Below are 21,789 nucleotides of genomic sequence, written 5' to 3' on the forward strand. Positions count from 1 at the left end.
CGGCCCCCGTACATCCACTCGCACGTTCATATCTCTCAGCGCCCTCGCAAACCGGCGTCAAGCACCGCGCGGGCGATCGGCGCGGCCACCGAGCCACCGGTAGCGGCCAGCGCCCGATCGCCACCGTTCTCCACGATCACCGCGATGGCGATCTTGGGGTTCTGTGCGGGGGCGAAGGCGATGTACCAGGCGTGTGGTGGCGTGTTGCGCGGATTGCTGCCGTGCTCGGCGGTTCCGGTCTTAGAGGCAATTTGGTACCGGGTTTGGCCGTGTCCGACGGTGTTGTCCTCCGACGCGATCATCAGGTTGGTCAGCGTCGACGCTACCTGGGCGCTGACGGCTTGTCCGACTGAGACGGGTTTATTTTTCGAGAGCTCGCTCAGATCGGGCCCCTGCAGCTGGTCGACCAGGTACGGCTCCATGCGGACGCCGCCGTTCGCGATGGTCGCGGCAATAACTGCATTGTCCAGTGGGGTGAGTGCGACGTCGCGCTGGCCGATGCTGCTCTGGGCCAGTGCGGCGTTGTCCGGAATGGTGCCGACGGTGCTCTCGGCCACCGGAATCGGGATGCCGCGGTGCGCGCCGATGCCGAATGCGGCGGCCTCATCCTTCAGATTCGAGGCGCCGACCTTGAGGCCGAGTTCGACGAAGGCGGTATTGCAGGATCTGCGGAAGGCCTCGGTGAGCGTCGCGGTCGGGCCGTTTCCGCAGGTCGAGCCGTTGTAATTCTCCAGCGTCGTGGTGGTGCCGGGCAGGGTGATGTTGGGTGCGGCGGTGAATTGGTCATCCGGGGTGGCGGTGCCGTTGGCCAACGCGGCGGCGGTGACGACCACCTTGAAGGTGGAACCCGGCGGATAGGTCTGCGACACAGCACGATTCAACATGGGTTGGCGCTGGTCCGCACTCAGCTCTTCCCAAGACTTGGTGCCCTGGGCGCCATCGTGGCCGGACAGCAGGTTGGGATCGTAGCTGGGGGTGGAGACCATGGTGAGAATCTTGCCGGTACTCGGCTCGATCGCCACCACTGAGCCGGTGAAGCCCTTCGCGGTCAACTGCTCGTAGGCCACCTGCTGCATCATCGGATCCAGCGTGGTGAGCACATTGCCGCCGCGTGGATCACGACCGGAGATCATGTCGATCAGGCGGCGCCCGAACAGCGAGTTGTCCGAGCCGTTGAGCACCGTATCCTCGGCACGCTCCAAACCCGTGCTGCCGTACTGCATCGAGTAGAAACCGGTGACCGGGGCGTACGCCGCCGGATCCGTCGGATAGGTGCGCAGGTACTTGTAGCGGTCCTCGGTCGCGACCGAACTGGCCAATACGGTGCCGCCCGCGGAGATCTGTCCGCGCTGGCGCGCGTACTCGTCGAGCAGTACGCGGGAGTTGCGTGGATCGGTGCGGTAGTCGTCGGCCTTGATCACTTGCACGTAGGTGGCGTTGATCAGCAGCGCGACGATCATGAGCATCACCGCGACCGCGACCCGTCGTAGCGGTGTGTTCATTCCTGCGGCCTCGCTTCCGGTTTGCGCAGGAGTTCGGTCGACGCCTCTGCGATCGGCGCCACCGCATCCTTCTTGCGCACCGGCGCCGGGGCACGGGCCGCGTCGGACACCTTGATCAACAGGGCCAGCAGTGCGTAGTTGGCCAGCAGCGACGAACCACCGTAGGACATGAACGGGGTGGTGAGGCCGGTCAGCGGAATCAGTTTGGTGACACCGCCGACCACCACGAACAGCTGGATCGCGATGGTGAAGGCCAGCCCTGCCGCCAGCAGCTTGCCGAAACTGTCACGCACGGCCAGCGCGGTCCGCAGGCCGCGCACCACGAACACCAGGAACAGCAGCAGCACCGCGGCGAGTCCGAACAGGCCGAGTTCCTCGCCGATGGTGGTGATGATGAAGTCGGTCTTGGCGAAAGGCACCTGAGAGGGCCGCCCGCTGCCCAGGCCGGTGCCCGCAAGTCCGCCGGTGGCCAATCCGAACAGCGACTGTGAGATCTGGTAGCCGGTGTTGTTGTAATCGGCGAACGGGTGCAGCCAGGTCTGCGTGCGCACCCGCACATGGCTGAAGGCCTGGTAGGCGAAGAAGAATCCGATGGTCAGCAGCACGCCGCCGATAACGAGCCAGCCGACGCGTTCGGTCGCGATGTAGAGCATCACCAGCACGGTGCTGAAGATCAACAGCGAAGTGCCGAGGTCCTTTTCGAAGACCAGTACCCCGATGCAGACGATCCAGACGACCAGGATCGGCCCGAGGTCGCGGGCGCGCGGGAACTCCATGCCGAGGAAATGCCGCCCGGCCGCGGTGAACAGATCGCGCTTGGCGACCAGCACCGAGGCGAAGAAAATGATCAGCAGGATCTTGGCGAATTCACCCGGCTGCACACTCAATCCGGGCAGCCGGATCCAGATCTTGGAGCCATTGGTCTCCGAATACGCACCCGGCAGCAATGCCGGAATCGTCAGCGCGACAAGGCCGATGAGGCCTAGGGTGTAGCTGTAGCGCGCCAGCGTTCGGTAATCGCGCAGCACGACCAGGATCGTGATGAAGATGATCATCCCCAGGCCGGTCCACAGGATCTGTTGATTGGCATCGGGGGAGGGAATCGGCCAGGAGTTGTACACGGCCGTTTGCGCATCGGCGAGATCGAGCCGATGGATCAGTACCAGGCCGAGTCCATTGAGCAGCGCCGCAATCGGAAGCAGGAGTGGATCGGCGAATGGAGCGAAGCGCCGCACTGCCAGATGTGCCACGGCGAACAGGGCGAGATAGGCGAGACCGTACTTGGCGATGTCCAAGGTGACCGATTGTTCCTGGCTCGCCTCCACCAGGAACAGTGAGATGGTGACGATCGCTGTCGCACCGGCGAGCAATAAGAGTTCGGCGTTGCGTCTGGTCGACGGCGGCGGCGCGGGCGCGAATCCGCCAGGAGGACTGGGAAAGGCCCCAGCGGACGGCGGTGCCGGAGCGGACATCAGTCCGTCACCCGGCAAGGCTCCCCCGCCGTCTGGGGGTTCGACGACGCGGTCGCCGTCGGGGTCTTGACGTCGGGGATCTTGGTCTCGCTCGGCTGCTGCGGTGCGGGCGGCTGATGGTTCTCGCCGGTCGGAGCAACAGGCGTGGGCGCGGGCGCACCGGGCGCTGCGGGCGGTTCGGCGGGCGGAACGACGCCGGGCTGGGGCACCGCCTCCTTGGGCGGGCAGACGGGCAGCAGTTCCTTCTGCGCCAGGGTCTGCATCTGCTTGCGGGCATCATCCAGCGAACCCGGCGGCAGACCCTTGTCAACCTGATCGCGCCCGGTCTGCTTGAGATCGGACACCTCGAGCGCCTTGCACCTCGCCGGCAGACCCTCATTGGGCTGCTTCAGCGTGAGGGTGCCGCTGGTGTCGACACAGCCGACCGATTCGACCTCGTGGATCGAATATCCGAGCACCGAACCCGGGAGTCCGCGCAGGATGACGACCTGGCCGCTATCCGCACCCACGTAGTAGTTGCTGCGAATCATCTTGTAGCCGACCAGCAATCCGACAGCCGCGGCCGCCACTAGGGCGACCGCCAGCAGAATCCAGCGCAGCCGGTGGGATTTACTCGGCGGCGGCGTCTCGGGCGGCACCGCGCCGCGAAAACCTCGCCGGTATCGAGGTGGCCCAATGATAGCTCCGCGCCTTTCAATCATCGATTCAATCAATGCTTGAATCGATGATTGGAATCGTGGTTGACTCGGTGCATGACGGAGCGGACAACGGCGACGGGGACGCGGGAGCGGCTACTGCTCGCGGCTGAGCGGCTATTGCTGACCGAGCGATATGACGACGTCTCGGTGCGGGCGGTGTGTGCGGCGGCGGGGGCGAATTCGGCCGCGGTGCACTATCACTTCGGGTCGAAGGAGGCGCTGGTCGCGGCGCTACTGGAGGATCGGCTCGGATCGCTGTGGGCCGAACGGCTGACCGAGGTGACCGATGCGCACGGATCGGTGGCGACGGTCGTGGACGCGGTGATCGAGCCGTTCATCGGGCTGGCGGCCGATCCGGTCGGGCGGCTGCACCTGCGGCTGCTGGCCCAGGTCGTCCTCGGACGGCATCCGACGGTGTGGCGTCGGCCGTGGTTCCGGATGGACGACTGGATCGGTTTGCTGCCGGAGGTGAGTGAATCCGAGAGTCGGCGGCGGTGGGCGTTGGCATTCGAATTGATCATCGTGCAGTTCGGTGGTGTCGAAACCGGGGAGCGTGAGATGTCGGACGAGGCGGTGCGCACACTGCGCGATTTCGTGGTCGCCGGACTCACCGCGACGACGGGACAGCAGAAATGAACGAGATATTCGCGCCGGCCACGCTGGGCCCGGTCACGTTGCGCAACAGGGTGATCAAGTCCGCGACCTTCGAGGGGCGGACGCCGAATGCGCTGGTCACCGACGAATTGATCGATTTCCATCGGGAAGTCGCGGCCGGTGGTGTCGGGATGACCACACTCGCCTACTGCGCCACGTCACCGGGCGGACGCACCGACCGCCATCAGATCTGGATGCGCCCGGAGGCCGTGCCGGGACTGCGCAAGCTCACCGACGCGGTGCACGCCGAGGGTGCGGCGGCCAGCGCCCAACTCGGACATGCCGGCCCGGTGGCCAATGCCGCATCCAATCGCGCACCCGCATTGGCGCCGAGTCGGATGTTCAGTCCACTCGGCATGCGCCCCATGCATGTTCCGGATCTGTCCGAAATTGCCACGGTCATCGCAGATTTCGCGAATGCGGCTCGACTGGCCGAGCAAGCGGGTTTCGATACGGTCGAAATCCATTTCGGTCATAACTATTTGGTGAGTTCGTTCCTGAGTCCGCTGCTGAATCGGCGCAAGGACCGCTATGGCGGATCCCCGGTCAATCGGGCCCGACTTGCTCGCGAGGTCGCGCTCGCGGTGCGCGAAGCGGTGGGCGACCGTTTGGCCGTCATTGCCAAATTGAATATGGAAGACGGTGTGCGCGGCGGACTTTCGGTTCCGGAATCGTTGCGGGTGGCGTCGTGGCTGGAGGCGGACGGTGCGTTGGACGCCCTGGAGTTGACCGCCGGTAGCTCATTGCTCAACCCGATGCTGCTGTTCCATGGCGCCGCACCGCGCAAGGAATTCGCGAAAGTGCTTCCCGCGCCCGCCCGATGGGGCTTTCGCCTGATGGGCCGGGCCTTCCTGCGTGAGTATCCGTATCGTGACGCGTACCTGCTCGAGCGCGCCCGCCAGTTCCGCAGTGAACTCTCGATGCCGCTGATCCTGCTGGGCGGTATTACCGACTTCGACACCATGCAGCGGGCAATGGCGGAGGGTTTCGATTTCGTCGCGATGGGGCGGGCGCTGCTGCGCGAACCGGATCTGCTGCGCCGCATCCAAGCCGATCAGCGCACGCGGTCGGCATGTATCCACTGCAACGAGTGCATGCCGACGATCTACACCCGGACCCGCTGTGTGTTGCGAGTCGATCAGGATCCACCGAGTTTGCCCAGGTAGCAAGTAACGTTGGCATTCGCGCGCCCGATGCCGGGCGAATTCTCGACTGCTGTTTCGATGCTGCCTGGAAACGATCGGAGACTGCGGTGTCTGCGTCACGCGACTGGAGCGACGAACTCGCCGGGTCGGCGCGGTGGCTGCTCATTGCCTTCCCGATCACCGCCGTCGTCTTTCTCCTTGTCGCGGCATTATTGCTGCGGATCACCGTATGGGGTCGACATTTCCGGATCGTCACCGGCGCGTTCTTCACCGGTAGCGCGGCATTGCGCAGTGTCCCGTTGGTCGCGGTGCTGATGTTGAGTGCCATTTTATCGGTCCGGGTGCAGGTGCTGCTGTCCTATCAGGGCAATGACATGTTCTCGGCCCTACAGCGTGCCGCCCAGGCGATGGGGCGCCGTGACGGCCCCGGGCTCGATGCCGCCCAGAACGCGTTCTGGCATTCGCTGGCCATCTTCGCCTTGCTCGCTTCCGTCGAGGTGTTGCGCACTCAGTTGGATTTCTATCTCGGTCAGGTCTTCGAAATCGGCTGGCGCCGTTGGCTTACCGACCATCTCACCGAAACGTGGATCGGGGATCGGGCCTTCTATCGGACCCGATTTATCGACCATCCCATCGATAACCCGGACCAGCGCATCCAGCAGGATGTCGGCGATATGATCGCGAGTGCCCGGACGCTGTCGCTCGGGGCCGTCACCGCTGTTGTGTCGGTGGTGTCCTTCAGCGAGATCCTTTGGCACCTTTCGGAGCCGCTGTATCTTTTCGGCGTCGAAATTCCACGGGCCATGGTGTTCCTGGTGTTCGTCTACGTGCTGGTGGCCACGGCCGTCGCGTTCTGGCTCGGCCGTCCACTGATCGGGCTCGGCTTCCGATATCAGGCCGTCACGGCCGACTTCCGCTATGCACTGGTCCGATTGCGCGAGAACGCGGAACGCATCGCGTTCTACCGCGGCGGGGGCGCGGAAAGTATGGGATTGCGTACGCTATTCGCGGAAGTGCTGCGCGTCTACTATCGCCTGGTCCTGTTCACTACCCGTTTCATCGGCTGGAATGAGGCGGCGACGGAGACGGCCAAGGTCTTTCCTTGGCTCATCCAGGCGCCGCACTTCTTCGTCGGGACGCTCACACTCGGCGATGTCAATCAGACCGGTTCCGCATTCGGGCAGATCCAGGAGTCGCTGTCGTTCTTCCGCAACAGCTACAGCCAATTCGCGGCCTTCCGCGCGACCATGCTGCGTCTGTACGGTCTCGTCGAGGCAAGTGCGCAATCGCGCGAACTGCCCACCATCGGCGTGCGTGCGTTGGACGGTTCGGTGGAGTTGACAAAGGTCGACGTGTCGAAGCCCGACGGCGTTGTCCTGATCGAGGAGTTGAATCTGCGGCTGCGCAGCGGGGATGCGGTGGTCGTCAAGGGGCTTTCCGGGACCGGCAAGACGACGCTGTTGCGCGCCATCGCGGAGATGTGGCCCTATACCAGTGGTGTAGTCGGTCGACCGGAGGCCAGCGGCACCTTGTTCCTCTCGCAACTTCCGTATATCCCGCTGGGCGATCTGCGCACGGCCGTCACCTATCCCGCGGCACCCGAGAGCGCCACCGATGCGGAGCTGAGTGCCGCCCTGACCAAGGTACAACTCGGGCATCTGGCAATCAGATTGGACGAGGAGGCCGATTGGGCGAATATCCTCTCGCCCGGTGAACAGCAGCGATTGGCATTCGCTCGGATTATCCTGATCCGTCCCGAGGCGGCATTCCTGGACGAGGCGACCTCGGCCGTGGACGAAGGTTTGGAATTCGCCCTCTACACTCTCATCCGCACCGAACTCCCCGACATCATTTTGTTCAGCACCGCCCACCGCACAACGGTCGATCAGCACCACACCGCCCGGCTCGAACTCACCGGCGGTGGCGGGTGGTTGTTCGCGCCGAATTACCCCGGTAAACGGTGAGCTGTCTACAACTTGTAACCGATCCGGCGCAGCAACTGTTTGCGGTCGCGCTGGTCGTCCGGACCTTCGACACCCAGCGGTGCGCCACCGTCGACAACGCCGAGAATCCCCCGTCCCAGCTCGGTCTCGGCAATCAGGACCTCAACCGGATTGGCTGTCGCACAATAGATTCCGCAGACCTCGGGAACTAGCCGCACCGCATTGAGCACATTGACCGGATACCCCTCGCGTAGAAAGACGATGAACGAATGTCCCGCGCCCAGCGCGACCGCATTCTTGGTGGCGAGTTCGGTCAGCTCATCGTCATTACCGGAGGTCCGGACCAATCGCGGCCCCGACGCCTCACAGAATGCCAACCCGAACCGCAGATGCGGACTGATCCCAACCAGTGCCTCGTGCAGATCCTCAACGGTCTTGATGAAGTGAGCCTGCCCGATGATGACATTGAGATCGTCCGGCTTATCGATGTGTACCGAAGTCAGCTCCATTGCCCTATCCTGCGCCGCCTGCGCGCTTGTGCACCAGGGCGACACGCCCTTGCCTGCGGGACCGCCGGGGCGCCGACCAGCGAAAAGCCGATCATTCGCGCGGTGGGTGTCGATCCCGGGATGCCGACGCAGTCATGAGAGCCCTTGTCTGCGACTGGGTTCGGCGCAGGCGCGGTGCGGTGTCACATTTGCGTCATTACCTGGCGAAAGTGGGATGTGATCAACCGTCGAGTACGTTCTGAAGGATGAGTTCACGGGTGCGGTCGGCCGCCAGCGGCACGGGAGTGTCGCTGCCGATTCCGGCCGACCGATACCGACCGGGTGTGCGAGTCGCGGTGTTCATACTGTTCGACCACGTCGTAAGCCGTTGTCGCTGTGCGCGGTTCGGCGACCTCGGCGCGGTTGCGGTGGGCGGCCATCGCGAATGCCAAGTACGGTGTCGGGATGCCGTATTGACATCGAAACCCGGGGGAGTTCGAAACGAGAATGTGTCGAAGTATGTATTTTGATCGAACCCGGCGCCTGCGGATGGCAGTCGGCGGTACCGCGCTGACTGGACTGCTCGTCCTGGTCGGATGCGGTGCGGACACCGGTAGGAATTCGGTAGCGCAGACCAGCATCACCGCGGCCGCGGCGCATACCGACCAGCAGCAACTGTCCTTCACCGTGCCGGGCACGCTGGCGGCCGGATTCCAGGAACTGCAGGTGAGTGTGCACGGCAAGCTCGGCATGGCGGTCATGCCGGTCGGCGGCCAGAAGATGGTGACCTTCGGCGACTGGACCACCGGACCCGCCTGGTCGACGATGAAGGTTCCGTTGACGATCGCCGCATTCCGCAAGAGCTCGACGAGTTCGAGCTATGCGGCGACCGCTGCGATCACCCAGTCCGACAATGCGGCGGCGGATACCCTCTGGCAGTCGCTCGGTACCGGCCAGGATGCGGCCAAGGCGGTCGAGACCGTCCTGCGCGAGGGCGGCGATACCAAGACCACGGTGCCCGCCACCAAGGTCCGATCGGATGCCTCGGCATTCGGGCAGGCGGACTGGGCGCTGACCGAGCAGGTCAGATTCGCCTCCCGACTACCGTGTCTGCCACAGGCCGCGGGTGTGATCGACCTGATGGAGCAGATCACGTCGAGTCAGCGCTGGGGCCTCGGCGGGCTCGCCGGCGCGGAATTCAAGGGCGGCTGGGGCCCGGATACCTCCGGCTCCTATTTGGTTCGTCAGTTCGGTCTGATCGAGGGACCGGGCGGTCGGATAGCGATCGCCATTGCCGTACAACCCGATTCGGGCTCATTCTCCGACGGTATGAACATCCTGGATCGACTGGCCACGGTGATCTCACAGCATCTCGATGAACTATCCGGTGGCGCCTGTTCCTGATCGGGCGCGGTGCCATACAGCGGCGTTCGCCTGCGCGGCCATGATGGCTGCGCAGGCGGCGACCTGAGCGCGCACACTGGACCGGGTAACGGCGGCACCCGACAATCCCGACTTATCGGATGAGGTCGCCGGACCACGACCGTGGGGTCGTGGCCGCGAGGTGGAGGTAGACGGGGTGGACGACACGGAGTCGCGGGCCGGTACGCGATTCGGCCCCTACGAATTGCGCGCCCTGCTCGGCCGCGGCGGTATGGGGGAGGTCTACGAGGCATACGACACGGTCAAGGACCGGGTGGTTGCGGTCAAACTGCTGCCGGTGGGACTGGCGGGCGATCCGCGGTTCCAGCGGCGGTTCCGGCAGGAATCCCGGGTTGCCGCCCGGCTGGCCGAACCGCACGTCATCCCGATCCACGACTGGGGCGAGATCGAGAGTGTCCTCTATATCGATATGCGACTGGTTCGCGGCAGTGATCTGCGCTCGGTGCTGCGGGACAAGGGTCCGCTGAGCCCCGCCCGCGCGGTCGGCATCATCGAACAGGTCGCGGCCGCGCTCGATGCCGCGCATGCCGAGGGCTTGGTGCATCGCGACGTCAAACCGGCCAATATTCTGGTCACCCCCTCGGATTTTGCGTACCTCGCCGATTTCGGCATCGCCCGCTCCGAAAGCGATCCGAGCGTGACCGCGACCGGCCAGGCCATCGGCTCCTATAGCTATATCGCGCCGGAACGATTCGATATCACCCCGATCGGCGGCACCGCCGACGTCTACTCACTGGCCTGCGTGCTATTCGAATGCCTCACCGGTGCCCAACCTTTCCCATCGGACGGCATGAGTTCGCTTATCCGGGCTCATCTTTCGACACCGCCACCACGGCCGACCACCATGCGTGCCGAACTGCCCGCCGCACTGGACGAGGTGATCTCGCGCGGCATGGCCAAGGAGCCCGCCGATCGCTACCCGACGGCCGGTGCGCTGGCCGCGGCGGCTAGGGCGGCGGTCTCGGGCACATCGTCGCTGCCGAATTCGGAATTGCCGACCGCGCAGATATCCCAGCGCCCGTCGCGCGCCCCGGCCACCGTCGTATTTCCGGCATTCGGACCTGAATCGACGGTGGGGCGTCAGTCGGCGGGCGGAGCGTCCTCGCCAGGTGGGCCGCGGTCGGTGGCGGGACCGCCATCCATCAGTGGGCCGCGACCGATCGCCGAGCCGCAGCCGACCAGGGGACAGCGGTCGACCAGTGGGCCGCAGTCACCCAGTGTGCGGCAGTCGACCATAGGGTCGCAGTCGTCCAAGGGGTCGCAGTCGCCCGGTGTATCGCAGTCGTCCAAGGGGTCGCAGTCACCCGGTGTATCGCAGTCGTCCAAGGGGTCGCAGTCGCCCGGTGTATCGCAGTCGTCCAAGGGGTCGCAGTCACCCGGTGTGCCGCCGTTGACCAAGGGGCCACAGGCACCCAGCAGGCTGCATCCAACCGGTGGCCCACACCCGACCGGCAGCCCGCATTCAACCAGCGGCCCGCAGCCGATCACCGGGCTGGAGTCGACGATCGTGCCCCGGCATCCATCGGATCCGATACTCGACGCCACCACCGAGGCCCTCGCGAAAACCTCCGGCATGCCGATGCCCCAATCCGACGCACCGTATCCACCGGATCGGTCACCGACGTCCGCGCGCCGATCGCGGCGCGTCGGGTGGGTCGTCGCGGCACTGGTGGTCCTCGTCATCGCGGGCGCTGTCGGCTGGTATGTGCGCAACGGTTTCGGCGAGCATTCCGCGCAGCCGACCACGTCCGCCCGCCTGCCCGCAGGTGCCAAGCCGTGCGCCCAGCTCTATCCGGCCCTCGGCCGCTTCACGTCATCCGCGATCGGCACCACGGTCACCAGCTGCGCCTTCGCCGAGGAGGTCCGCAAGGCGTACGCCGACGGTGGCGACACCGCCATCACCGACCGCTCGATCAGTGCGCACAGCCCGGTCAGCAATCGCGACTACACAATGAATTGCACCGCTGGTGATCAATTCGCGACCTGTAGCGGCGGCGAGAACGCGATTGTCTATGTGTATTGAGGCATAGCCGTTACCCAAGGTTCATGGGGGTGCGGCCACATGATCGCGCAAAGCGGTGCAAGATATGCGCCATGCGCATCGGAGTCTTGACCGGAGGCGGCGACTGTCCAGGACTGAACGCGGTCATCCGTGCCATCGTTCGCACCGCGAACGGACGCTACGGCGACGCGATCATCGGCTTCGAGGACGGCTGGCGCGGCCTACTGGAAAATCGAAAGATCACCATCCACAACGACGATCGCACCGACCGCCTGCTCACCAAGGGCGGCACCATGCTCGGCACCGCCCGTACCAATCCCGATAAGCTGCGCGCCGGATTGGACCAGATCAAGCGGACCCTCGACGACAACGGCATCGAGGCGCTGATCCCCATCGGCGGCGAAGGCACGCTCACCGCGGCCAGCTGGCTGTCCGATGAGGGCGTCCCGGTGGTCGGCGTACCGAAGACCATCGATAACGACATCGACTGCACCGATGTCACTTTCGGCCACGACACCGCGCTGTCCATCGCCTCCGAGGCGATCGACCGGCTGCACACCACCGCGGAATCGCATCAGCGCGTCATGCTGGTCGAGGTGATGGGCCGGCACGCGGGCTGGATCGCGATCAACTCGGGGATGGCGGCGGGCGCACATCTGACACTGGTCCCCGAGGTGCCCTTCGATGTGGACGAGGTGTGCACGATGATCAAGCGCCGCTTCCAACGCGGAGACAAGCATTTCATCTGCGTGGTCGCCGAGGGCGCGCATCCCGCCCCGGATACCGGTTTCGCGCTGCGCGAAGGGGGTATCGACGAATTCGGCCACGAGCGGTTCACCGGTGTCGCCCAGCAGCTCGGCCCCGAGATCGAACGCCGCATCGGCAAGGAGGTCCGCACCACGGTGCTCGGCCACGTCCAGCGCGGCGGCAGCCCGACCCCGTACGACCGGGTGCTGGCCACCCGCTTCGGATTGCACGCCGCCGAGGCCGTACATGCCGGGCATTTCGGTCAAATGGTCGCGCTGCACGGCACTTCCATCGATTTGGTGCCGTTATCCGAGGCCACCAAGCAGCTCAAGCGCGTACCCGAGGATCGATATCGCGAAGCCGAGGCGTTTTTCGGCTAGTTGTTGCACAATCGAGACCTGCCGAATCGGTTGTGGCACAGCTACTCTGGTCACCGTGGCTCAACTCCGGGTATCCGATCTGCCCACCGATGCTGTCGCGGTGTTCCGCCGCCGTGCCCGTGCCGCGGGTATAGCGGTCGAGGATGTCGTTCGTCAGGAACTGATCGCGATGGCGCGTAGGCGAACTTCGGTGGACACGATCGTGGAATTCCTGGAGTCCCAGGGCCGTGATCTGACTCCGGCATTCGACTCCGCCGCACTGACGCTCATCCAGGTATACGACCTGCCCGCCGACGTGCTCGGCATGTTCGGCCGCCGGGCTCGGGCCGCCGAACTGCCGCTCGGTGCCTTCGTGCGCCGGGAACTGCTGGCGGTCGCGCGGCGCGGCGGCGTACCGGATGCGATCCTGGAATTCCAGGAGGCGCAGGAGGACGACCCCACGCTGGAACTCGATATGGAAGCGATCGCCGCGGCGGTTCGATACGCGCGCGGGGCGTGAGGAGTGCGGTGCTGTCGGCATCGTGTTTTCGCCGGAACCGGTCGCAGGGGTCGGTAGTCTTGCGGCATGCGCAATGGGCGATGGTTCGTCTCGGTTGTGTTCCTGATCGTCACCGTGGTGGTGGGGTGCTCGTCATCCGATAAGGGTGCGCCGCCCTCGCTCACCGGAGACTGGCACGGCGCCATCGAAGCGCCCGGTGCGCCGCTGTCGGTCGGGGTGAGCTTTGCCGATAACGGCAGCGCCACCATCGACATTCCGCTGCAGGGTGTGCACGGCGCGCAGTTGAAAGATGTTTCCACGCAACCGGATCGGGTGGCATTCGCGATTCCCGACGTGCCGGGCGACCCGGCATTCGCGGGCAAGTTCGACAAGGGTTCCGACCGTATCGTCGGCGAGTTCCGTCAGGCGGGGCAGAGCCTGCCGCTGACGCTGCAACCGGGCAAGGTCGAGCAGGCCACGCGCCCACAGGAGCCGAAACCGCCGTATCCGTACCGATCCGAGGATGTCACCTACCGCAATGGCGATATCACCATCGCGGGCACACTGACCGAGCCCGAGGGCAACGGACCGTTTCCGGCGATTCTGCTGATCTCCGGCAGCGGCGCACAGGACCGCAACGAAGAACTCATGGGCCACAAGCCTTTTCTGCTGCTGGCCGATACGTTCACCCGCGCGGGCTACGCCGTACTGCGCACCGATGACCGCGGCGTCGGCGGCACCAGCGGCAAACTCGATAACGCCAACTACACCGACCTGGCCGATGACGCCGCGGCCGGTGTGAAGTTCCTGCGTGCCCGTCCGGACATCGACCCGGCCCACGTCGGCCTGTTCGGCCACAGCGAGGGCGGCTACCTCGCACCGCTGGTGGCCGCGCGCCCGGACAGCGGCATCGCCTTCGCGATCCTGATGGCCGGTCCGTCGGTACCGGGCTGGGAGGTGCTGATCGAACAGAACCGCGCACTGCTGACCGCGGCCGGCGCACCGCAGTCGCGGGTGGATGAGCAGGTCGCCTACATCACCGACTGGACCAACCTGATCCGCTCCGGCGATCTCGCCGGAGCCAAGGATCTCGGCCAACGGCACAACGAGTCCCTCCCGCCGGAGCAGCGCGCGTCCGCCGACGTGCTCAACGCCTACAACACGCCCTATATGGCGGCCTTCATCAGTTACGATCCGGCGCCCGCACTCTCGGCCCTGCACATCCCGGTCCTCGCGTTCTTCGGCACCAAGGACCTGCAGGTGCTCGCCACCCAGAACGAGCAGCCGATGCGCGATCGCCTCGCCGCCGATCCCGACGCCACCGTGCACGTGTTCCCCCGCCTCAACCACCTCATGCAACCCGCGAACTCCGGCCTGCCCAGCGAGTACACCACCATCGAAACCACCATCTCGCCCGAGGTCCTCGGCTACGTCACCGCGTGGCTGTCGCAGCACGCCCCGACCCGCTGACCAACCGCGTGGCGGGGCCGGTGAGCGGGTCAATAGACTGATCGCTATGAGCGAGCGCAGCGAGCCAACAATCGGCACAGCCGCCATGGGTGCGGTCATGACGGAGCCGAGCGTCAGCGAGGCGGAGTCATGAGTGCCCCCACCGTCGACTTGATGGACTATGCCGATGTCATCGACCGGTTCGAGCCGGTGCTCGGCATGGAGGTTCACGTCGAGCTCAACACCGCGACCAAGATGTTCTGCGGTTGCCCGACCGAGTTCGGCGCGGCTCCCAACACTCAGGTATGCCCGGTATGCCTCGGTCTGCCCGGCTCGCTGCCGGTGGTGAATCAGCAGGCCGTGGAGTCGGCGGTTCGGATCGGACTGGCGCTGAATTGCTCGATCACCCCGTGGGGCCGCTTCGCGCGCAAGAACTACTTCTACCCGGATCAGCCGAAGAACTACCAGATCAGCCAGTACGACGAGCCGATCGCCACCAACGGACACCTCGACGTTGTGCTCGACGACGGCAGTACCTTCCGCGTCGAGATCGAGCGCGCGCATATGGAGGAGGACACCGGCAAGTCCACCCACATCGGTGGCGCGACCGGTCGCATCCACGGCGCGAGCCATTCGCTGCTGGACTACAACCGGGCCGGAGTGCCGCTCATCGAGATCGTCACCAAGCCGGTCACCGGCGCGGGGGAGCGGGCGCCGGAGGTGGCGCGCGCGTATGTGACCGCATTGCGTGAAGTTCTGAAGTCGCTGCAGGTATCCGACGTCAAGATGGAGCAGGGCTCGCTGCGCTGCGATGCCAATGTCTCGCTGATGCCCATCGGCGCAACGGAATTCGGCACCCGCACCGAGACCAAGAACGTCAACTCGCTCAAGAGCGTCGAGGTCGCGGTCCGCTTCGAAATGCGCCGGCAGGCCGCCATTCTCGCCGACGGCGGCTCGATCCTGCAGGAGACCAGGCACTTCAACGAGGCCGACGGCACCACCTCGTCCGGCCGGGTCAAGGAAACCTCGGAGGATTACCGCTACTTCCCCGAGCCGGACCTGGAACCCGTTGCGCCCGCCCAGGATTGGGTGCAGCAGCTGCGCGGCACCATTCCGGAGTACCCGTGGTTGCGCCGCGCGCGCATCCAGTCCGACTGGGAGCTGTCCGATGAGGTCATGCGCGACCTGGTCAACGCGGGCGCGCTGGATCTCATCATCGCCACCGTCGACGCGGGCGCCCCGGTCAACGACGCCAGGTCGTGGTGGGTCGCCTACCTCACCGAAAAGGCCAAGGAGCGTGAGGTTTCGCTGGAGGACCTGCCGATCACGCCCGCCCAGGTGGCCGAGGTGATCAAGCTCGTCGAATCGAAGACGGTGAACAACAAGGTCGCCAAGCAGGTTGTCGACTTCGTATTGGCGGGTGCGGGCGATCCGGCGCAGATCGTCGAGGCCAAGGGCCTCGGCATGGTCAGCGACGAGACCGCGCTGCAGGCCGAGGTGCAGAAGGCACTGGAGGCCAATCCGGATATCGCGGAGAAGATCCGTTCGGGCAAGGTGCAGGCCGCTGGCAAGATCGTCGGTGATGTCATGAAGGCCACCCGCGGCCAAGCGGACGCGGCGCGAGTACGCGAACTCGTGCTCGCGGCGTGCGCCTGAGTTTCGGCTGCCGCCAACGCGACTGGACCGGTCCTTCGGGACCGGTCCAGTTGCGTATGGGCTCGCTAGTCCGGGCCGACGCCTGACGACGGCGGCGGGATCTTGATCACCCGATCGTCAAAGGGGCCGTGATTGTCGTCATTGTTGACCGTGGTCGCCCAGATGGTGCCGTCACCACCGGCCGCCGCCCCGCCGAGCCTGCCGTATTTGTCCTGCACGATGAAGGTCGGCGCGGCGGTCACCGCGTGGGTGTTCGCATCCGGATTCGCGATGGCGAGCGCCTTCGCCCCCGACATTGCGATGGCCACCACATCCGGACCGGCCGCGCAGCCCGCGACGCCGGGCCGATCCGGCCAGGTCCAGGCGGTAGTGACGGTTCCGTCCTTGGCCAGGTGCTGCAGCCGGTCCTCGGTCGCGGTGCGGTCGGTGATCCAGACGCTGTCCTTGCCGTCATCGCAGAGATCGCCCGCGATGCCGAGACCGGAGACCACGACCTCCGGATTGGCGCCGGGTGACGGCGAGTTGATCCGCAGCACCTTGCCAGCCAGCGACGACGGGGCGCTGGCCAGACCGGGATTGCCGGCATTGCCGGTCAGCACCAGCAGTTCGGTCGGCGAGACGAATTCCAGCGCACCGTGATTGCCAACGGACCCCTTCGGAATTCCGGTCAGGATGTCCTTCGGCGGGCCGTTCTCGGCGATGCGCACCACCCGGTTGTCGGTCGCGGTGGTGATGTAGGCGTAGATGAGTCCGTCCTCGCGGTAGGTCGGCGAGAGCGCGATATCGGTGATGCCGCCGTCACCGGAGCCGTCCACGTCGACCTGGTTGACCAAGACCGGAGGCGACTGCGGATCGCTCGGATCCACCGCGACGGTCTTGTAGATGCGACCGGTGCGCCGCTCGGCGACCATGGCGTCCTCGCCGAACGCGATGATCCCGCCGGTGGAGTCCAGGCAGGTGGTGATCACATTCGGGTCCGGATCGATGCACGGACCGGTCGGGCGCGGACGCGGCGAGGGATTCTGCTGCGGCGTTTTGGGCTCGGCGGGGCTGAAGGTCGGTTCAGGTGTGAAGGGGCTGGAGGCGGAATCGTCGAACCGAGCGCAGCCGACCAGCAGGACGGAGCCCAGCGCCAGGCTCAGGGCGATACGGCCCACGACAACCAAACTCATGGTTCAGACGTTACGGAAACCGCAGCCGATGTGCTGCTCCGGGTCGAGAAACGGACACGCCGTCGCATGCGCACCGCACACCGGCGCGCGCGTCGGCATAGGGTATCGACCGTGACCGAGAAGCCGAAAGACACATCCGCGCCCAGCATCGAGGGCGCGTTGACGGATGAGCAGTCGGCGGTGTCATCCACCGGTCGTGGCGTGACCAGCCCCTATGATTCACCCACCGGCGTGATGCCCAGACTGAACCTGCCCTCCGATACCCCGCCGAGCGGCCGAGGTCCCGAACTGGCGAAAGACGTGCCGCGCACGGAAGAGGAGCTCGGTCTCGATCCCGAGATCCCCTCGGTCGGCGAACAAACCAGGGCCAATGACACCGCGAACGCCGCCTACGCCTACGCCAGCATCCCGCCCGCATCGAACGGTCCTGGCGAGCCGAGCCGCCCGCTGCGCCGCCGCAATGGCGATGTCCGCCGCGGCACACTCGATCTCGGCCTGTTCGTGCTGCGGCTGGTGGTCGGCGGCACCTTCATCTATCACGGCCTGCAGAAGCTCACCGGCTGGTTCAACGGACCCGGCCTGGACGGCACCCGCGACATGATGGCCGCAGGCGGCTGGGACCACGCGACGCTGTCCACCATCCTGGTCATCGCCGGTGAACTCGGCGGTGGCGCACTGCTCGTACTCGGCCTGGCCAGTCCGTTGGCCGCGGGCGCGGTACTGGCGGTGATCATCGACGCGTGGCTGTGGAAGCAGGGCATGGTTGCGGGCTTCCAGTACAAGTCCTCGGTCAAGAGCGGCGTCGAGCTGGAGTCCATCCTCGCGGGCACCGCCGTCGTCCTGCTGCTGACCGGCCCGGGCCGCCTATCCTTCGACCGCAACCGCGGCTGGGCCACCCGCCCCGCCTTCGGCTCCTTCGCCGTCCTGACCCTCGCGATCGCCGCCGCCATCGGCACCTGGTATTGGCTGCACGGCGGCAACCCGCTGACCGGCATTGGTCCGTTCTGATCCGCCTCCCCGAATATTCAGGCCATACCAGTTGGGTGCCCACGCGGCCCGCGTTCAGGTCCTGCGTTGGGTGCCCCGCTGGGTTTCGGGAGTACCCGACGAGTTACCCATGTCCTGACGAAATCAGTTGTCACTGAAACACGAATGGCGTTCCTCGCATGCACACGAGGAACGCCGTTCGTTCTCACGGCACTCGGACTGCGCTCTCGGACAATGGGATCGCAGTACCGATCACTTCGACAGGGGCGCAATCGTGTGCCCATGATGTCGAGCGTGCCGCGCGAATCACACTCGAGCCCAATGGGAAACAGCGTTTCGTGAGGTCAGTGCCTGCGGTTCGGCAAGTGCTGCGACGACGGATGAATCCCCTACGGGCACTGAAGAACGGCGTCCCACCCCGAACGAGGTGAGACGCCGCTTGTCCGTCGGATCTGGATCAGGGCACCTGGCGAACCGCGCCCTTGTCGGCCGAGGTGGCCAGGGCTGCGTAGGCACGAAGGGCGGTGGTGACCGGGCGGATACGGTCGACCGGCTGCCAAGGGCGTTCGGAGGCATCCATTTTCGCGCGGCGCTCGGCCAGGGTCGCCTCGTCCACCAGTACCTCGAGGGTGCGGGTCTTGACGTCGATGCGGATCTGATCGCCGTCCTCGATCAGGCCGACCGCGCCACCCGCGGCGGCCTCGGGGGACATGTGGCCGATAGACAGGCCGGAGGTGCCGCCGGAGAACCGGCCGTCGGTAATCAGCGCGCACTCCTTGCCGAGGCCCGCGCCCTTGAGGAATGCGGTGGGGTGCAACATCTCCTGCATACCGGGCCCACCCTTGGGACCCTCGTAGCGGACCACGATCACATCGCCCGGCTTGATCTGCTTGCCGAGGATCGCCGAGACCGCGGCCTCCTGGGATTCGACCACCACGGCCGGGCCCTGGAAGGAGAACAGTTCCTCGTCGATGCCCGCGGTCTTGAGGATCGCGCCATTGGGGGCGATATTGCCGCGCAAGACAACCAGACCACCCTCGACGGTGTAGGCATGCGCCTTATCGCGGATGCAGCCGCCCTCGGCGTCGGTGTCCAGCGACGACCAGCGGTTGTTCGTGGAGAACGGCTCGGTGGTGCGCACGCCGCCGGGTGCGGCGTGGAACAGTTCGATGGCTTCCTCGGATGCCTTGCCGGAGCGAATATCCCAGGTGTCGAGCCATTCGTCGAGGCTGGCGGTGTGCACCGTGGTCACGTCGGTCTCCAGCAGACCGGCGCGGCGCAGCTCGCCGAGGATGGCCGGAATGCCGCCGGCGCGGTGCACATCTTCCATGTGGTAGTCGGAATTGGGCGACACCTTGGACAGGCACGGCACCTGGCGGCTGATCTCGTCGATGGTCTGCAGATCGAAGTCGATCTCACCCTCCTGCGCGGCGGCCAGGGTGTGCAGCACGGTATTGGTGGAACCACCCATCGCCACGTCCAGGGCCATCGCATTGCGGAAGGCCTTGGCATTGGCCACATTCCGGGGCAGCACCGATGCGTCGTCCTCGCGGTACCAGCGATTGGCGATATCGACGATCACCGTGCCGGCCCTCTCGAACAGCGCGTGGCGGGCCGCATGGGTGGCCAGCGTCGACCCGTTGCCGGGCAGTGCGAGTCCGAGCGCCTCGGTGAGGCAGTTCATCGAATTCGCGGTGAACATGCCTGAGCAGGAACCACAGGTCGGGCAGGCGCTGCGCTCGACCTCGCTGAGTCCTTCCTCGCTGACATTCATATTGGCGCTGGCCGCGATCGCGGTGATCAGATCGGTCGGCGCCTGCGCGACACCGCCGACGACCACGGCCTTACCGGCCTCCATCGGCCCACCTGAGACGAAGACGGCCGGAATGTTCAGGCGCATGGCGGCATTGAGCATGCCCGGCGTGATCTTGTCGCAGTTGGAAATGCACACCAGCGCGTCGGCGGTGTGCGCATTGGCCATGTATTCGACCGAATCGGCGATGATCTCGCGCGAGGGCAGCGAATAGAGCATGCCGCCGTGGCCCATCGCGATGCCGTCGTCGACCGCGATGGTGTGGAACTCCCGTGGCACACCGCCCGCGGCGCGCACCGCGTCGGCGACGATCTCACCGACATTCTTCAAATGCACGTGGCCCGGTACGAACTGGGTGTAGGAGTTCGCGATGGCGACGATCGGCTTGCCGAAGTCGGTGTCGGTCATACCGGTGGCGCGCCAGAGTGCGCGCGCGCCTGCGGCATTGCGGCCGATGGTGGTTGTGCGTGAACGAAGCGGTGGCATGTATCGATCCTCGGGAGGTCGCGGGGGCTGATGTGCGACTGCGCGGAGTTCGCTCAATGAGCAAATTCAACGACCGACCACGTTACTCCCGCGCGCGGGCGGGCCTTTCGTGGCGGTCGACGGCGCTGATCGCCATCGGTCTGTGGTTCGGGATGGTGTCGCCGCGAGGGTGTCGTCGGCGCGGACGGTGTCATCGGCCGTGTCCGCTCCGGCACCGTCGGTATCCATCGGTCCGGTGCGCGCGGGCGGGGATTGTCCGTCCGACGCGGTCACCGGACCGCGCATCCGTCAGCGAGCCTACCGGCGGCGGTCGCTGTTCCCGCTGCCGGTGAATCGCTACGAGTCGGAGTCGCGTGCCTCGGTCTGGGAGTCGCGTGCCTCGGCCTCGGCGGCAGGTGCCTTGGTGTCGGCGGCAGGTGCCTTGGTGTCGGGGGCAGGTGCTTCGGTATCGGCGGCAGACTCCTCGGCCGTCTTCGCCTCGGACTCGCGCTCGGCCTCCCGCGCGGCGGCCTCCGCCGCGAACAGATCCGGAATCCGGCCGTTCGACGCCCGGATCAGATCGCGCAGCCGGTCATAGCTGACCGCGGGGAGTTTCACATCCCTGTCGTCGGTCAGATGGGCACGCACGAACCCGCGCTTGGGAATGCTGACGCCCGCGACCTGTGCCCAGTCGAGGTGTCGCGAACCGAAAACAGTGCGCAGATCCAACCCGTCTTCCGACACCGTGGTGCGCGTGCGCGCGATCCACACCGCCGCCGCGACCGGCAGCAGCAGTAGCCACCACAGCCCGACCGGCCAGCCGACGAAGGCGAAGAATACGCAGAACAGCAAGACGACCACACCGAGATAGGCCATCTGCGTAATGCGGATGACCTGCGCCGTCTGCTTCGGCTCGGTCGGTTCCGGCGAACTACCCGTCTCCGATCCCGCCGCGGGCGTATGGGACGATTTAGCCGGTGGCACGGACTGATGCGGTGATGACACACCACCATCCTCGCATCATGGTGAACGGACTCGAGCACCCGCTCGGTCTCACATAATGAGACCTGTTTGACTGATCGACTCGCGCACACATACCGTCATGCGCGTGAATCGAATCGAGTTGCTCGTAATCGGCCGGCGCGTCCAGCGTTGAGCCTGACTACCTGAGTCGAATACGTCAGCTCGCGTTGCGACGCGCCACCCTCGAACAGCCCTGCGCTGTCGGGGGCTTTTTTGTGTTCGGGACAAAAGTCCTGGCACGTGGCCGCTTCGCAAGGCACCACGTGCAAGCA

At 65.8% G+C, this 21,789-nt stretch carries 18 protein-coding genes; 10 read left to right on the forward strand and 8 right to left on the reverse strand.

From position 1 onward, the window contains the following. Positions 1 to 35 precede the first annotated feature (35 nt). The 3 genes from ABZ293_RS04645 to ABZ293_RS04655 are packed head-to-tail and all read right to left on the reverse strand — an operon-like array spanning position 36 to position 3,612. A complete protein-coding gene (locus ABZ293_RS04645) occupies positions 36 to 1,502 on the reverse strand; it encodes a penicillin-binding protein 2 (protein WP_355177324.1) in 1,467 nt (488 codons plus the stop codon). Then, entirely contained in the window at positions 1,499 to 2,974 is a 1,476-nt protein-coding gene (locus ABZ293_RS04650; RefSeq protein WP_355177325.1) for an FtsW/RodA/SpoVE family cell cycle protein, read from the reverse strand. The genes ABZ293_RS04645 and ABZ293_RS04650 overlap by 4 nt, the downstream gene beginning before the upstream one ends. Next, complete coding sequence (locus ABZ293_RS04655; protein WP_355177326.1) at positions 2,974 to 3,612, reverse strand: hypothetical protein; 639 nt, start codon at positions 3,610 to 3,612, stop codon at positions 2,974 to 2,976. Before ABZ293_RS04655 ends, ABZ293_RS04650 begins: the two co-directional genes overlap by 1 nt. 114 nt (positions 3,613 to 3,726) lie before the next feature. Between ABZ293_RS04655 and ABZ293_RS04660 the strand changes: the two genes are divergently transcribed. The 3 genes from ABZ293_RS04660 (at position 3,727) to ABZ293_RS04670 (ending at position 7,435) form a co-directional block, all read left to right on the forward strand. Further along, positions 3,727 to 4,308, forward strand: coding sequence for a TetR/AcrR family transcriptional regulator (locus ABZ293_RS04660; RefSeq protein WP_355177327.1), 582 nt, complete (start codon positions 3,727 to 3,729; stop codon positions 4,306 to 4,308). Then, positions 4,305 to 5,492 (forward strand): NADH:flavin oxidoreductase, encoded by a 1,188-nt coding sequence (locus ABZ293_RS04665; RefSeq protein ID WP_355177328.1) that lies wholly within the window; start codon positions 4,305 to 4,307, stop codon positions 5,490 to 5,492. Before ABZ293_RS04660 ends, ABZ293_RS04665 begins: the two co-directional genes overlap by 4 nt. Positions 5,493 to 5,578: 86 nt before the next feature. Then, positions 5,579 to 7,435, forward strand: coding sequence for an ABC transporter ATP-binding protein/permease (locus tag ABZ293_RS04670; protein ID WP_355177329.1), 1,857 nt, complete (start codon positions 5,579 to 5,581; stop codon positions 7,433 to 7,435). A 5-nt stretch (positions 7,436 to 7,440) separates the two neighbouring features. On the opposite strand, the gene ABZ293_RS04675 is transcribed toward ABZ293_RS04670, so the two are convergent. Next, positions 7,441 to 7,923: an adenosine-specific kinase gene (locus ABZ293_RS04675; protein ID WP_355177330.1), complete on the reverse strand. Its 483-nt coding sequence runs from the start codon at positions 7,921 to 7,923 to the stop codon at positions 7,441 to 7,443. A gap of 220 nt (positions 7,924 to 8,143) precedes the next feature. Continuing rightward, a complete protein-coding gene (locus ABZ293_RS04680) occupies positions 8,144 to 8,266 on the reverse strand; it encodes a hypothetical protein (protein ID WP_355177331.1) in 123 nt (40 codons plus the stop codon). A gap of 155 nt (positions 8,267 to 8,421) precedes the next feature. Between ABZ293_RS04680 and ABZ293_RS04685 the strand changes: the two genes are divergently transcribed. The 6 genes from ABZ293_RS04685 to gatB all read left to right on the forward strand — a co-directional run bounded on the left by ABZ293_RS04685 (position 8,422) and on the right by gatB (position 16,057). Then, the gene (locus ABZ293_RS04685) at positions 8,422 to 9,306 is read left to right on the forward strand and encodes a hypothetical protein (protein ID WP_354954298.1); all 885 of its coding nucleotides are present in this window, start codon (positions 8,422 to 8,424) and stop codon (positions 9,304 to 9,306) included. 175 nt (positions 9,307 to 9,481) lie between these two features. Continuing rightward, positions 9,482 to 11,368: a protein kinase gene (locus ABZ293_RS04690; RefSeq protein WP_355177332.1), complete on the forward strand. Its 1,887-nt coding sequence runs from the start codon at positions 9,482 to 9,484 to the stop codon at positions 11,366 to 11,368. Positions 11,369 to 11,439: 71 nt separating this feature from the next. Next, complete coding sequence (locus ABZ293_RS04695) at positions 11,440 to 12,474, forward strand: ATP-dependent 6-phosphofructokinase (protein WP_354954302.1); 1,035 nt, start codon at positions 11,440 to 11,442, stop codon at positions 12,472 to 12,474. 55 nt (positions 12,475 to 12,529) lie between these two features. Continuing rightward, positions 12,530 to 12,973, forward strand: coding sequence for a hypothetical protein (locus ABZ293_RS04700; protein ID WP_355177333.1), 444 nt, complete (start codon positions 12,530 to 12,532; stop codon positions 12,971 to 12,973). A 66-nt stretch (positions 12,974 to 13,039) separates the two neighbouring features. After that, the gene (locus ABZ293_RS04705; protein WP_355177334.1) at positions 13,040 to 14,422 is read left to right on the forward strand and encodes an alpha/beta fold hydrolase; all 1,383 of its coding nucleotides are present in this window, start codon (positions 13,040 to 13,042) and stop codon (positions 14,420 to 14,422) included. 129 nt (positions 14,423 to 14,551) lie between these two features. After that, complete coding sequence (gene gatB, locus ABZ293_RS04710) at positions 14,552 to 16,057, forward strand: Asp-tRNA(Asn)/Glu-tRNA(Gln) amidotransferase subunit GatB (protein WP_355177335.1); 1,506 nt, start codon at positions 14,552 to 14,554, stop codon at positions 16,055 to 16,057. A 65-nt stretch (positions 16,058 to 16,122) separates the two neighbouring features. On the opposite strand, the gene ABZ293_RS04715 is transcribed toward gatB, so the two are convergent. Continuing rightward, positions 16,123 to 17,229, reverse strand: coding sequence for a PQQ-dependent sugar dehydrogenase (locus ABZ293_RS04715; RefSeq protein WP_355177336.1), 1,107 nt, complete (start codon positions 17,227 to 17,229; stop codon positions 16,123 to 16,125). A 111-nt stretch (positions 17,230 to 17,340) separates the two neighbouring features. On the opposite strand from ABZ293_RS04715, the gene ABZ293_RS04720 reads away from it, so the two are divergent. After that, on the forward strand, positions 17,341 to 18,237 hold the full coding sequence (locus ABZ293_RS04720; RefSeq protein WP_355177337.1) for a DoxX family protein: 897 nt from the start codon (positions 17,341 to 17,343) through the stop codon (positions 18,235 to 18,237). A gap of 436 nt (positions 18,238 to 18,673) precedes the next feature. On the opposite strand, the gene ilvD is transcribed toward ABZ293_RS04720, so the two are convergent. Together ilvD and ABZ293_RS04730 are read right to left on the reverse strand one after the other, a co-directional pair. Beyond that, complete coding sequence (gene ilvD / locus ABZ293_RS04725) at positions 18,674 to 20,515, reverse strand: dihydroxy-acid dehydratase (protein ID WP_355177338.1); 1,842 nt, start codon at positions 20,513 to 20,515, stop codon at positions 18,674 to 18,676. 336 nt (positions 20,516 to 20,851) lie between these two features. After that, entirely contained in the window at positions 20,852 to 21,499 is a 648-nt protein-coding gene (locus tag ABZ293_RS04730) for a PH domain-containing protein (protein ID WP_355177339.1), read from the reverse strand. Positions 21,500 to 21,789 lie beyond the last annotated feature (290 nt).

The sequence above is a fragment of the Nocardia sp. NPDC005998 genome (assembly GCF_040614395.1).
In the GTDB taxonomy this organism is placed as follows: Bacteria; Actinomycetota; Actinomycetes; order Mycobacteriales; family Mycobacteriaceae; genus Nocardia.

Excerpts from the sequence above, each read along its gene's own strand:
- ABZ293_RS04680 (WP_355177331.1), bottom strand. The coding sequence starts at position 8,266 with ATGAACACCGCGACTCGCACACCCGGTCGGTATCGGTCGGCCGGAATC.
- gatB (WP_355177335.1), top strand. The coding sequence starts at position 14,552 with ATGAGTGCCCCCACCGTCGACTTGATGGACTATGCCGATGTCATCGAC.
- ABZ293_RS04665 (WP_355177328.1), top strand. The coding sequence starts at position 4,305 with ATGAACGAGATATTCGCGCCGGCCACGCTGGGCCCGGTCACGTTGCGC.
- ABZ293_RS04650 (WP_355177325.1), bottom strand. The coding sequence starts at position 2,974 with ATGTCCGCTCCGGCACCGCCGTCCGCTGGGGCCTTTCCCAGTCCTCCT.
- ABZ293_RS04695 (WP_354954302.1), top strand. The coding sequence starts at position 11,440 with ATGCGCATCGGAGTCTTGACCGGAGGCGGCGACTGTCCAGGACTGAAC.
- ABZ293_RS04715 (WP_355177336.1), bottom strand. The coding sequence starts at position 17,229 with ATGAGTTTGGTTGTCGTGGGCCGTATCGCCCTGAGCCTGGCGCTGGGC.
- ilvD (WP_355177338.1), bottom strand. The coding sequence starts at position 20,515 with ATGCCACCGCTTCGTTCACGCACAACCACCATCGGCCGCAATGCCGCA.
- ABZ293_RS04645 (WP_355177324.1), bottom strand. The coding sequence starts at position 1,502 with ATGAACACACCGCTACGACGGGTCGCGGTCGCGGTGATGCTCATGATC.
- ABZ293_RS04705 (WP_355177334.1), top strand. The coding sequence starts at position 13,040 with ATGCGCAATGGGCGATGGTTCGTCTCGGTTGTGTTCCTGATCGTCACC.
- ABZ293_RS04675 (WP_355177330.1), bottom strand. The coding sequence starts at position 7,923 with ATGGAGCTGACTTCGGTACACATCGATAAGCCGGACGATCTCAATGTC.
- ABZ293_RS04685 (WP_354954298.1), top strand. The coding sequence starts at position 8,422 with ATGTATTTTGATCGAACCCGGCGCCTGCGGATGGCAGTCGGCGGTACC.
- ABZ293_RS04660 (WP_355177327.1), top strand. The coding sequence starts at position 3,727 with ATGACGGAGCGGACAACGGCGACGGGGACGCGGGAGCGGCTACTGCTC.